Source organism: Nostoc sphaeroides, assembly GCF_003443655.1.
Classification (GTDB): Bacteria; Cyanobacteriota; Cyanobacteriia; order Cyanobacteriales; family Nostocaceae; genus Nostoc; species Nostoc sphaeroides.
In genome coordinates this window covers 2,244,329-2,256,965 of sequence record NZ_CP031941.1, presented here as the reverse complement: position 1 = coordinate 2,256,965, position 12,637 = coordinate 2,244,329, and the positions used below count along the sequence as shown (strand labels likewise).

Annotated in this window: 12 protein-coding genes; 10 read left to right on the top strand and 2 right to left on the bottom strand. The window is 38.5% G+C overall.

The genetic code is table 11. The features are described 5' to 3' along the window. Window positions 1–158: 158 nt before the first annotated feature. Entirely contained in the window at window positions 159–680 is a 522-nt protein-coding gene (locus D1367_RS10130) for a Spy/CpxP family protein refolding chaperone (RefSeq protein WP_118171285.1), read from the bottom strand. Between the two features lie 491 nt (window positions 681–1,171). Here D1367_RS10130 and D1367_RS10125 point away from each other — a divergent pair, with 491 nt between their 5' ends. Next, on the top strand, window positions 1,172–2,437 hold the full coding sequence (locus tag D1367_RS10125) for a sensor histidine kinase (RefSeq protein WP_118166352.1): 1,266 nt from the start codon (window positions 1,172–1,174) through the stop codon (window positions 2,435–2,437). Continuing rightward, window positions 2,437–3,099 (top strand): response regulator, encoded by a 663-nt coding sequence (locus D1367_RS10120; protein ID WP_118166351.1) that lies wholly within the window; start codon window positions 2,437–2,439, stop codon window positions 3,097–3,099. Before D1367_RS10125 ends, D1367_RS10120 begins: the two co-directional genes overlap by 1 nt. 371 nt (window positions 3,100–3,470) lie before the next feature. On the opposite strand, the gene D1367_RS10110 is transcribed toward D1367_RS10120, so the two are convergent. Further along, complete coding sequence (locus tag D1367_RS10110; protein ID WP_118171280.1) at window positions 3,471–3,896, bottom strand: nucleoside deaminase; 426 nt, start codon at window positions 3,894–3,896, stop codon at window positions 3,471–3,473. An 88-nt stretch (window positions 3,897–3,984) separates the two neighbouring features. Between D1367_RS10110 and D1367_RS10105 the strand changes: the two genes are divergently transcribed. From D1367_RS10105 to D1367_RS10070, 8 genes are all read left to right on the top strand, one after another. Beyond that, window positions 3,985–4,782: an ion transporter gene (locus tag D1367_RS10105; protein WP_118166350.1), complete on the top strand. Its 798-nt coding sequence runs from the start codon at window positions 3,985–3,987 to the stop codon at window positions 4,780–4,782. 249 nt (window positions 4,783–5,031) lie between these two features. Beyond that, window positions 5,032–6,123: a TIGR04222 domain-containing membrane protein gene (locus D1367_RS10100; RefSeq protein WP_118166349.1), complete on the top strand. Its 1,092-nt coding sequence runs from the start codon at window positions 5,032–5,034 to the stop codon at window positions 6,121–6,123. A 5-nt stretch (window positions 6,124–6,128) separates the two neighbouring features. After that, window positions 6,129–6,956, top strand: coding sequence for an MbnB/TglH/ChrH family RiPP precursor modification enzyme (locus tag D1367_RS10095; protein ID WP_118166348.1), 828 nt, complete (start codon window positions 6,129–6,131; stop codon window positions 6,954–6,956). Next, the gene (locus tag D1367_RS10090) at window positions 6,953–7,543 is read left to right on the top strand and encodes an SCO6045 C-terminal-like domain-containing protein (protein ID WP_244944998.1); all 591 of its coding nucleotides are present in this window, start codon (window positions 6,953–6,955) and stop codon (window positions 7,541–7,543) included. Before D1367_RS10095 ends, D1367_RS10090 begins: the two co-directional genes overlap by 4 nt. A gap of 60 nt (window positions 7,544–7,603) precedes the next feature. Further along, the gene (gene fghA / locus D1367_RS10085) at window positions 7,604–8,440 is read left to right on the top strand and encodes an S-formylglutathione hydrolase (RefSeq protein ID WP_118166347.1); all 837 of its coding nucleotides are present in this window, start codon (window positions 7,604–7,606) and stop codon (window positions 8,438–8,440) included. 229 nt (window positions 8,441–8,669) lie between these two features. Next, on the top strand, window positions 8,670–9,128 hold the full coding sequence (locus tag D1367_RS10080; protein ID WP_244944997.1) for a response regulator: 459 nt from the start codon (window positions 8,670–8,672) through the stop codon (window positions 9,126–9,128). Window positions 9,129–9,303: 175 nt separating this feature from the next. Then, a complete protein-coding gene (locus D1367_RS10075) occupies window positions 9,304–9,768 on the top strand; it encodes a pyridoxamine 5'-phosphate oxidase family protein (protein WP_118166346.1) in 465 nt (154 codons plus the stop codon). Between the two features lie 250 nt (window positions 9,769–10,018). Next, window positions 10,019–12,469 carry a hypothetical protein gene (locus D1367_RS10070; RefSeq protein ID WP_118166345.1) on the top strand — a complete coding sequence of 817 codons (2,451 nt, stop codon included), beginning with the start codon at window positions 10,019–10,021 and terminating at the stop codon, window positions 12,467–12,469. The last annotated feature ends 168 nt before the right edge of the window (window positions 12,470–12,637 follow it).

Here is a 12,637-nt window from a genome sequence, read left to right as displayed (position 1 = left end):
CTTGAAAGTCTATTAAATTGGGCATGGGAATAAATAGGGAAAGGGAAAGGGGAAAAATTTCATCCCCTTTCCGCATCTTCTGCAAGAAGTCTATTAATTTTTGACTATGGAAAACAATGTTTAGACATCAGTCAAGTTAATTATTTTTTGAAAAATTATTATTGGGGATTGCCTTGTTGACGACGCGAAGGAGCATTTTGACGGAATTGCTCTATTTTTTGGCGCTGTTCGGGGGTTAAGACTACTTGAATCTGTTGTTTTTCAGACTCCCGGATTTGTCGGAGTTGGGTTTTTTGTGCTTCACTCAGATTTAAGTCAGCATAACCACGCTTTCCTTGACGTTGACCTGGTTGGCGTTGACCTTGACCAGCTTGCCGTTGAGCCTGACGTGCTTGTTTCGCCGCCTCTAACTTGGCCTTTTGTTCTGGGGTGAAAACTGCCTCCATTTTGGTGCGGCTATCGCGCTTAATTGCCTGAATTTGGGTTTTTTGGGCATCTGTTAGACCCAATTCTTTCCAAGGGCCCCTTTCTTTTTGTGGAGTTTGTGCAAGTAACACGGGTGAAGGAGAAGCTGTTTGGGCATTAACAGCAAAGGAGGTTGCACTTAAAGTTAGAGCGAGAGCGCAGAGCGCACACTTCGTGAACGCTCCAGCGACTAGTGATAATGCTTTGAGTTTCATGACTTGTGTAATGGGTTTTTCCTGGTTGGATGTCACCATCATAAGAATTTCTCTTTAGTAATCACATGAGGAGAAAGTCATGGTTTTACCCATGACTTTAGTCATGATTGACAATAAATAGTTAGGAGTTAGGAGTTAGGAGTTAGGAGTTAGGAGTTAGGAGTTAGGAGTTAGGAGTTTGGAGTTAGGAGTTAGGAGTTAGGAGTTAGGAGTTTGGAGTTTGGAGTTTGGAGTTTGGAGTTTGGAGTTTGGAGTTTGGAGTTTGGAGTTTGGAAGGATGAAAAATTTTATTATGATTAATTTATAAATACTTGTTGAGCTTATTACATAATTTTTATACTATACACTGTATTTACTCTTAAATTTTAAGTAAGCCACCGAAAATTTGAAATGGTAGAGGCTACCGTTAAAATATGCAAAACTCTTAACTTCTAATTCCTAACTCCTAACTTCCAACTTTTAACTCATCTATCACTAGAACAATGTGGCTAATGAATCGTCCAATTCAAATTAAGAAACATCCTTTTCCGTCTCTACTTTATCTGGAGTGGACATTACTGGCGATCACCGCATTGACAGCCTTTATACCACCTCCGTTAAAGCATTTTCGTCCTAAGCCTCCAGAACTATCAATTTGTGGTGCATTTCCAGACTTATCAGTTTGTAGCATATTGCCAGAACTATCAATTTATAGTCTGATTATTTTTGCAGCAATGGGCTTAAGATTACCCAGAAATAACCAGAGAAATAAGCTAATCTACACAGGCATTGAAATTTTATTGATTTTAATAATTGGACTTTTTGGAGAGAGATTTGCTCGGTTGTTCCCCTTTCTATATATAATTTTAGTGACTCGCAGTTGTTTGATTTTTCAGTTAAAAGGGCGTTTATTCGTTACAATTTTATCATTTTCCTTATTTTTAGTTACTACACAACTAAAATATCAATTATTCAATTTTCAAGCATCGCCACAAGCACAAGAGCGATATCGATTTTTGATTTTGAATTCGTCGCTGGTATTTGGCTTAAGTTTGGTTTTTGTATTGTTGATGATGAATGCAGTATTGTCTGAGCGGCAAAGTCGAGAAAAGCTAGCGATCGCTAATGAAAAACTGCGCCAATATGCCATGCAAATTGAAAATCAAGCTACCTTAGAAGAACGCAATCGCATTGCTCGTGAAATCCATGATTCATTAGGACATTCTCTAACTGCTTTAAATCTGCAATTAGAAACCGCTTTAAAACTATGGCAAGCTAACCCAGGTAAGGCTGAAACATTTCTAGCAACTGCAAAGGAATTAGGTTCAAAAGCGCTAAAAGATGTCCGTGAATCTGTTTCTACTATGCGTTTGAATCCCTTACAAGAACAATCTTTAGAACGGGCGATCGCAAGTCTTTCAGAAAACTTTCATCGCTCAAATGGCATTTTACCAATTTATCAAATCAACCTGGAATATCCTCTACCACCTGAAATAAATACCGCTATCTACCGGATTACTCAAGAATCATTGACAAATATATCTAAATATGCTTATGCCACAGAGGTTAAACTAGAACTCGCTACGACTAGAGGCAATTTGCGATTGATAATTCAAGATAATGGTAGAGGTTTTGATTTAGGGCAAAATACTACAGGTTTTGGGCTTCATAGTATGCGCGATCGCACTTTCGCTCTTGGAGGTGAGTTTAATATTAATAGCGCTCCTGGTTCTGGTTGCAAAATTACAGTTAATATTCCCTTAACGAGGTTGACATAATGATTAAAGTGCTGCTGGTAGATGACCAAGGTTTAATTCGTCAAGGATTAAGAGCGTTATTAGAATTAGAACCAGATTTAGAGATAGTGGGAGAAGCAGAAAACGGTGAACAGGCGATTAATTTAGTTGCTGAATTTCAGCCAGATGTAGTATTGCTAGATATCAGAATGCCCATTATGGATGGAGTTGCAGCCACGCGAGAAATTCAAAAACGCTTTGGCAAAACTAAAATTTTAGTACTGACGACTTTTGATGATGATGAATATGTATCAGCAGCGTTGCAAAATGGGGCAATGGGTTATTTATTGAAAGATACACCCTCAGAAGAATTAGCTGTTGCTATTCGTGCCGTTTATAAAGGATATACTCAATTAGGCCCAGGTATAGTTAAAAAACTATTGACTCAGTTTTCTAATGGTACACCAACCCACTCCCCGCCTGTACCCTCTACTTTAGCCGAACTTACTCCGAGAGAAAAAGAGGTTTTGCGGTTAATAGCTACAGGCGCTAGTAACCGAGAAATTGCTCAACAACTCTACATTTCTGAGGGCACAGTAAAAAATCATGTTACGAATATTTTAAACAGATTAAACTTGCGCGATCGCACTCAAGCTGCAATTTGGGCAAATACGTATTTATCCTATTTAAATGAGCCAAGTTAAATAATTCGTAATACTTCGGCTACGCTCAGTACAAGTTCGTAATTCGTAATTTTAACGTCTAGATTAGCTGTAGGGTATATTATCGCTGAAAGTGCAACATAATTTGGGGGTTTTCGGTGCGTTACGGAAGCCGTAATACTATTTCTTTATGAGACTGCGCCAAACCCTTTTCACTTCTTTCTTTCTTTCTTTCTTTCTTTCTTTCTTTCTTTCTTTCTTTCTTTCTTTCTTTCTTTCTTTCTTTGTGTCCTTTGCGTACTTTGCGGTTCGTTTTTCTTTCTTATTTCTTGTACTTAAATATGATTTAGCCCATCTTCATGCAGAATTGGTATAACATACCCTAAATCTGAAAAGTTTAGATTGTTTCTAGCTTATTTAAATAACTCCAAACATTCATTTTTTAAAACGTCTTTTGTGAATTTGATGTTTCTAAATGACTTAGCGATAACTTCTTCGCAAGATATATTAATTTGTGATTGATTTACCGAGATTAAATCTTGAATTGAAGCCCCATATACAATTTCTGATAAACCACTCCAAACACAAGCAGTTGCACACATCGGACAAGGTTCGCCAGTTGTATATATGCTATAACCTTCTAAAGAAGGGTTTTTAAGTTTAGCTGTTAAACTACGAATGGCGTTAATTTCCGCATGGGCTGATGGATCGTTGTCTCTGTTAACAGTGTTATGAGCTACAGCAACGACTTCGTTATCTTTAACAATCACAGCACCATAAGGCGCATCTCCTTCTTTTGCTTCTGCCAAAGCTAAACGCATAAAATATTCTGGGTTCATATAAGCTGAGGTTAACATAAGGATAATGATTAATAATATCGTATTTCTAATGCTATAAATGGAAATTAAGATTAGTTAATGGTCGAATATGTTACTGAGCAGACAAGAAACAGAATTCTACTTAAAAGACTTGGAAACACCATTAGGTAAAGCGATTAATTTAACGCTTGCCGCTATGGTGCTAATATCATCAGGGATTTTTGTGGCAGAAACTTATAATATTCCTGATTCTGTGCGGTTTCAGTTGAATGTAGCCGATACTGCGATCGTCATTATCTTCGCGGTGGAATATTCACTCCGTTTGTGGAGTGCGGAAAACAAAATTAAGTATATTTTTAGTTTTTATTCGATTATTGACTTAATGGCAATTTTGCCATTCTTTTTAGGAATGGTGGATATTAGCTTTATCCGCCTACTGCGATGGTTTCGGATTTTACGATTAATCAGATTTATAGATAGGAAATTTCTATTCGCCACTATCAGCACCGAAGATGGAATGATTTTTGCGCGAATCTTATTTACATTATTTGCAATTGTTTTTATTTATTCTGGCTTAATTTATCAAGTCGAGCATCCGGTTAATCCTGAAAATTATGGTACGTTTTTAGATGCCTTCTATTTCTCTGTTGTCACAATGACAACTGTAGGGTTTGGCGATGTTATTCCAATTTCTGAATTAGGGCGCTTGCTAACAGTACTGATGATTTTTACAGGAATTGCACTGATTCCTTGGCAAGTGGGAGATTTAATTAAGCGAGTTGTGAAAACTGCTAATCAGGTAGAAACAGCTTGTTCAGGTTGTGGTTTGGCTTTCCATGACGTAGATGCTGGGTTTTGTAAAAGGTGCGGGACTAAGTTACCTAGTCGTAGTACTCTGTCAAACTAATTTATAATTCATAATTCATAATTCATAAAGGACTAAAGTCCTTACTACGAACTTGTTTACCCCTGAATTCCAAGCTGACAGACTAGTACCGCAAGGGGCTGACGGAGCATAAATTTTAATGTGTGCTACAATCTTGTGGTAAAGTAAATGACAAACCTGAGAAAGCCAAATGTTCTAAAAAACTCTGCAAACATTGAGTCATTTAATTTCTCTTAACTTTCAGTAATTCCCTAAAAAGGAGTAAAGGCAATGAATGCATTACTGCATAATCCAATTGCAGATATGTATGGGCCAGATTTTTTACTGTTTTATTGCTTTGTTATTGGGATAACTTTGGTAGTTTGCCAACAGCTAGTGCAAGATCCAACCAAAAACCAGCCTCTGCCGCTAATTCCTGCTGAACCAGATCCCTACGAAATCGCTTATTTGCGTTCCCAAGAAACAGGAATCGCCAATGTAGTATTATTTGATTTGATTATCCGGGGTTATTTGCAAGTCAGTGAACAATCCATCAGCCAAGTAGCAAATCATCCTGATGTATCTCAGCTAGAGCCTATAGAGCGTGAGGTATTTGAGAAATTATCTTCCTCCTCCACAGCTAAAACGTCTGTTTGGTTGGCAACCGAGAGCATCCAGTCATACAGCAATGCCTATGAAGAAAAACTCCAAAATGAGCAACTATTGTATGCTTCCCAGTGGCAAGAACGGAATATCAAAGTTGGCTTGATTGGAGCAATGATTATTTTCAGCTTGGGGGGCTATAAGCTTCTCATCGCCTTGGGTAAGGAGCGCTATAACGCAGGTTTATTAATCACCATTGGTGTATTATCGATTATCTTTTTGCTGTGGTTTGTCAGTAAACGTACACATCTCAGTCATCGAGGAAAAATGTATCTGCAACAACTGCAAGAAACATTTACCCGATTGCAGCAGAAGGCAAAGTATGACATCCCTTCTGTATTTGACTACAACTTACTGGTGGCACTATTTGGCGTTGAGGTGCTGGCTGGAACCTCTTATGACTCCTACTACAAAGCCTTTTTTCCGCCAACAATTTCTAGAAAAGTTACCACAGTAGAGAGTTCGTCTAGTAGCTTATGCGGTAGCTCCTCATGCAGTAGCTCCTCATGCAGTAGCCCCTCATACACTAGTAGTTCTCGTACTAGTAATTCTGACACTAGCTCCTCATGCAGTACTAGTTCTGGCTGTAGCTCCTCATGCAATAGTAGTTCTGACAGTGGCTCCTCATGCAGTAGTGGTTCTGACAGTGGCTCCTCTTGCAGTAGTGGTTGCGGTGGTGGCTGCGGTGGTGGCTGCGGTGGTGGTTGTGGAGGAGGTTAACAGCAATGCTTTCTCATCTTCCTAGTTTAGGCGTGGGGTTGGGTTTTCGACAACCGTTTAAAAGCGATCTGTTTCTTAACCGTCAGCAGGTTGACTTTTTGGAAATTGTCGCTGAACACTATCTAGATGCATCTTGGCAAAAACAGCAGGAGTTAGAATTGCTTGCTGCTCATTTCCCGATAATTCCCCACGCGATTAATCTTTCGTTAGGCAGTGCTGAAGGCTTGGATACAGATTATTTACGCAAACTTGCAGCACTAATTAAGCAACTTAACCCGCCTTGGTGGAGTGAGCATATCTGCTTTACAAAAGCGGGTGGAGTTGATATCGGGCATTTGTCCCCGCTACCTTATACTCAAGAAGCTGTGGAAGTACTTTGTCGCAATATTGCTTTATTGCGTCGCTGGATTGATGTACCACTGATTCTGGAAAATATCACTTACATGGTGACGGTTCCAGGTGCAGAAATGACTGAAGCCCAGTTTTTAGCCGAGGTGGTTGAACGTTCTGATTGTGGACTGTTATTAGATATAACGAATCTCCACACTAATGCTGTGAACTACGGCTATGATGTCCATGAGTTTTTGCAACAATTACCGTGCGATCGCATCGTACAATTACATTTTGTTGGTGGACATTGGCATGATGGTGTCTTAATTGATAGCCATTCCCAATCCACACCAGTGGAAGTATGGCAACTAATGGAGGAAGTTGTGGCCCGTGTTCCAGTTAAAGGGATTATTCTAGAACGAGATGAAAACTTGCCACCCTTTGCAGAATTGACAAAAGAACTGCAAAAAGCACGGGAAATTAGCAGGAGTTACTTGTGTTGAGCGAAGTCGAAACATGGCAGATGGGGTTAGCAAAAACCCAGGAAGTTTTAGCCCAACTTTACACGAATACGGAATTTAGAGAGCGTTTCTTTGCTAACCCAGAAGCCGTTGGCGCAGAGTTGGGGCTGAGTTGCGATGAAGCACAAAAGTTAGCTCAAATTTCAGCAAAAGAGGTAAATATCTTTGCCAATTCTCTGAAATGGAAACGGTTAGGGGAAGTACGCGAACTACTTCCACGCACTGCGCGGGCGCTGGGGAAAAATTTTACTGCCTTGTTTTGGCGATATGCTCAAACTCATGTACCAAAAGGAATCAAAAAACATAGAGAAGATGCGATCGCTTTTGCTAATTTCATCTCCAGAATTGCTGAAAAAGAAAACCTAGATCCACCTTGGATTAGTGATTTGGTACGCTACGAAAAAACATGGCTGTTGGCTTATGAACCTACTCGCCGCTTAATTGTGTGTTGGTTTCGTTATCCTGTTGGCATAGCGAGTCCAGACGCGATGAAGCGCCAACTAACGATCGCAATTTGGTTTCGGTTCTCAAAGCGAGCGCAACTGCGGTATATTGTACGCTCGCTATAGCGTGTTAATTACCAGGTAGTTCACGGTAAAATAATCTTTCTCTGGCGATCGCTCAAACCAATGTCTAACCTCAATCTCATTTCCGAATATAAAAGCTTTGGTGGCAAACTCGGTTTTTACAGTCATTCCTCCTCAACCTGTAACGGTGAAATGCGCTTTGCTGTCTATCAACCACCACAAGCAACTCAAAAACCTGTACCGATTCTCTATTTCCTCTCTGGGTTAAGTTGCACAGAAGAGAATTTTATGGTAAAGGCGGGAGTGCAACGCTTGGCAGCTGAGTATGGTTTGATATTGGTTGCACCAGATACAAGTCCGCGTAATACTGGCATTGCAGGTGAGGATGATGACTGGGATTTTGGCACAGGTGCGGGCTTTTATGTTGATGCTACAGAGGAACCGTGGCGTAAAAACTACCAAATGTATAGTTACATCGTCCAGGAATTACCTGCTTTAATTACCGCAAATTTCCCTACGCAACCTGAAAAACAAGGTATTTTTGGTCATTCGATGGGGGGACATGGGGCGCTTGTCTGTGCAATGAGAAACCCAGAACTTTACAAATCAGTATCAGCTTTTGCACCGATCGCTGCACCTATGCGTTGTCCTTGGGGTCAAAAGGCTTTGGGTGGTTATCTTGGCAATAATCAAGAAAGTTGGCGTGCTTATGATGCTAGTGAATTAGTCAAAAAAGTAGGATATCACAGTTCGATTCTGATTGACCAAGGGACTGCTGATAAATTTTTAGCTGAACAATTAATGCCTGAAGTGTTTGAGCAAGCTTGTGCAGATGTTAGCCAGCCGCTAAACTTGCGTTACCAAGAAGGCTATGACCACAGTTATTATTTCATTGCCAGTTTTATTGAAGATCATATCCGCCACCATGCGTTAGCGTAGCTTACCGTAGGTATCGCTTTGAAATAATCAGCAACGCCGGAAAAAGAAATTCAGATTTGACACTTTTCTTAATTTTATATTGTAGTTAAACAAATAACCCCACAAATGAAACATTACCCTGTCATGGTGTAGGGAAATTAATAAGACACACCCTACACCTGGTTAATTCCTCTCTAGGGTTCCCAGGTTTTTTAGCACTGTTGAACGTGAAATCACGATTGGGGCTGCAATGTATTCAATTCCTAGTAATTACTCATCCCTCCAAGGGCTGCGAGTACTGCTTGTAGATGATAATGTCGATTTCTTCTGCTCCTTGATGACGTTGCTGCTGCAACTCTATGGGGTAGAGGTGCAAACAGCGTTTTCAGTCCAGCAAGCCTTAGAAATATTTGAGCAATGGCAACCTGATGTCCTCGTCAGTGACATTGCTTTGTCCAAGAAGAATTGTTATGCCCTGATTCAACAAGTGAGAACTAAAGTCGGAGAAAGAGGGGAAGTGGTGCTAGCGATCGCTGTGACAGGCTATGCCAATAAAAATATGCTTCAACGTGCTCTGTGTGCGGGATTTGACCTATGGTTCACTAAACCCCTAGATTTCGATGAGTTTTTTGCTGTGCTTACCTGTTTAGCGATTTGCCAACAATCATCAGGTGCGACTCGCTCAACGGATTTTGGATCATGTCCCTAAACATGCTGATCTAAGTCTTAGTCAACAACACATTAGCAACTCATTAATCAATTAAATCCAGGACTTACGCAAAAATTCCTAAAAAGCTTAATTTATCGAACCGCCAAGACGCCAAGAGCGCCGAGAATTCGTAGAGTGTGCGTAAGTCCTAAAATCTTTATTCTGGAGAATGACCATGTTAGATATTGATGAAATGGGCACAAAAGAGATACATGAACTCTTGAAAAAAGTAGGACATGGACACTTAAGTTGTGCCCTTGAAGGACATCCCTATGTTGTGCCTATGCACTATTATTTTGAAGAGCCAAACATCTATATCTTCACCACGCTTTGGATGAAGACTAAGTATATAGACGCGAATCCAGAAGTATGTTTGCAAGTTGAAGAATTCTACAATCTCAAGCATTGGCGCAGCGTTACTGTGACTGGTCGAGCCGAACACATCACTCTTGAGCAAGACATCGATCGCGTGATGCAATTTATCAAAAAGCAAAATCCAACGCTTTCGCCCGCAATTAATCGAACCTGGATTGATGCCTGGAGTCGTGGGGAGGTTATGGCGCTCTACTGTATCCATCCCAGTGAGATGAGCGGACGAACCACTGAGGGAGTCACTCACTTGGCTCGAATTAAAAATTAAAAATTAAAAATTCAACCCCACGGCTTAAGAGGATGTTTGAAAAGTCCTATTGTCGGTATCAAAAGTTTTGGATCCCCCTAAATCCCCCGATAAATTGGGGGACTTTGATTCTTCCCCCTTTTTAAGGGGGTTAGGGGGGATCAATAAGTGCTTAAAATTACAGCCAACCACTTTTAAAACATCCTCTTAGTCAAACGGCGATACACGACAGATATATAATTGGTTAAAGTTTGTTTTTGATCAAATAAATATGAGTCATTTTGACCATTCTCAGCATCGAAAAGATTATATTATCCTCTTAATAATTTGGCTGATAGCATTAGCTATAGATAGAGCTTGGTTTTTCTTAGATGACTCGATTCCAGCCTACGATCAAAGCGCACATTTAACCACAGCATTACATCATTATAGAATTTTTCAAAACTTCAATATATTCTCAGGAAATTGGTGGTTATCTCTGTGGCAATTAACTCCAACTTATCGCGCTCCTTTTGTATATATTTGCACCGTACCATTTTTGATATTGTTTGGCCGTGGATTTGACCAAGCAAGTTTGGTCAACTTATTATATACTGCGATGATTATACTTTCAGTATATCATTTAGGTAATTTTTTATTTAAAAACCGAGAAATTAGCATAACTGCCAGCATATTTTGTCTGTTATTTCCTATTTTGGGATTTATACGGACAGATTATTTAATAGATTATGGTTTGACAGCAATTGTTACAGTAACTTTCACAGTTCTGACAACTTGGAAAGATAGTTATATTGGGTTTTTATCGTGGGGACTAACTATCTTATTGGGCACAGGAATAGGTTTAATTTTGTTGACTAAACCTACAGGGTTTATTTTTATTTTAATTCCTAGTATTTGGATATTAATTAGTTTTATTAGAAAACGTAAATTTATCAAGCTAATTCAAACTTGCTTATCTTTGGTAATAGCTTGGCTAATTTGTAGTTTTTGGTATGGCTTAAATTGGTTAACAATTATTACATCGGCATTAAACGCTAACCAAGTGGGAAAAGGGGAGGGTGATCCTTCTGCTACAACTATTGCTGGATGGTTATACTATCCACAGATGATTCCAGAAAGCGTTGGTTTACCAATATTATCTGTGAGTATTGGCATTTTATTGGTTTATCTAATTAAATATCAATTTTCTACTGATTTAATTTCAGTAAATCTCCATAAATCGGCTCGAATTTGGTTATTAGTTACCTTAGTAAGTAGCTATATAATTTGTTCTTTGGGCACAAATAAAGACATTAGATTTATCCTGCCATGTTTTCCTATAATTAGTTTAATATTGGCCGATTTATTCAACTTAATTGAAAATATATATTTTGATAGACTGAGATTAGCAACTCTGGTATTAAGTAGCATAGTGTTACTCAATAATTTGTTTCCATTACCCCTAATTCAAGCATGGGGTGGTAAACATTTACCTAATGATGATGCTAAGAAATATCCTCTGGAGAAACTGATAAACAAAATAAACGAAACAGATTTATATTTAAGGTCAAATTTAGGGGTAATTCCCGTTGCTATACCTCAGATAAATGAGTTTACTTTGGATTATTTTGGGACATTAGAAGATTTTCGTGTATACGGCAGAAAATTAACAACCAAATTATCTCAGGTAGAGGAAGATTTAGAATATTTTTGTTGGTATATCACTAGAGATAATGAACCAAGCGAACCGGGAGAAAGTGGAGAGACTAAACGTAAATTAAAATCTTTAGTCGAATCTTCTACTGATTTGAAATTACAGGGCGATTGGATATTACCTCATGGAGATAAAATGCGATTATATCACTGCAAAAATCCTCATGTAGTTGTTGAAAAATTAAGTAATAGTCAGTCTGTAATTAGTTTAGAAAAAGTTGCAATTTCTCAACAATTAATTTTAGATAAAAACAACCCTGTCAACTATGAAATAACAGGTTCATGGGATGATTTAAAAAATGGTATATTGCTGTTAAAATGGCAAAATAACCAATCATCTTGGGATCACGATCATGCCATTGGTTTGGGTGATTTATACTGTGGTATCAAATGTCATCCTGAAGGAACTTTTCGAGTAAAAGAAGCATTAGCTACATTTCTTCCCAAAACACTACCACTAGGAAAATATCAACTATCAGCACTATATTTAGATAGAAGAAACAACAAAGTCACATCTTTAAATATTCCAGAGATTACTGTAAATGTGACAAATGTAGGAACCGGAAAAAAATCGCCACCTTTAGATTTAGTTACCCGAACTTCACAACTAGCACAAGATTTACAACAGGGTAAATTAAATAATATATTTGTGCAAATAGATAATTTCAATCAATACGATCCTACTCAAGATTATTTAAAACAAATTCAATTTGCAGCTAATTATCATCTGCAAACAGAGCCAAATAACTTAAATTGGCGTTACACTTTAGTCTTATCACAACTTTTACAGCGCCAAGCCCCAGAATTAATCCAAAATTTAATAGAATTAACTAAATATGATGCTCAAAATCCTTACGCATGGCTTTATTTAGCTGTTGTTTATTTATATAATTTTCAACCTGCACAAGCTGAACAAAAATTAGCGATCGCAGAACAATTAAAACCAGATATACCCGAATTAAAAACTTTAAAAACCATAACAAATATTATGAAATTTTTGCCATTACAATGGTTTGCCACCAAAGAATAGGAGAAATGGGGAGCAACCTCGGTGTTACGATCGGATAGTTGAGCCTATAATTAGAACTTTTTGGGAGACTCTAAAACATCTGACAATTCAGGTTATCCTAAATCAAATGTTGATCTGATGTCACAGCATCCATAAACGTTGTTGCTGCATAACAACAAAACAAAGACA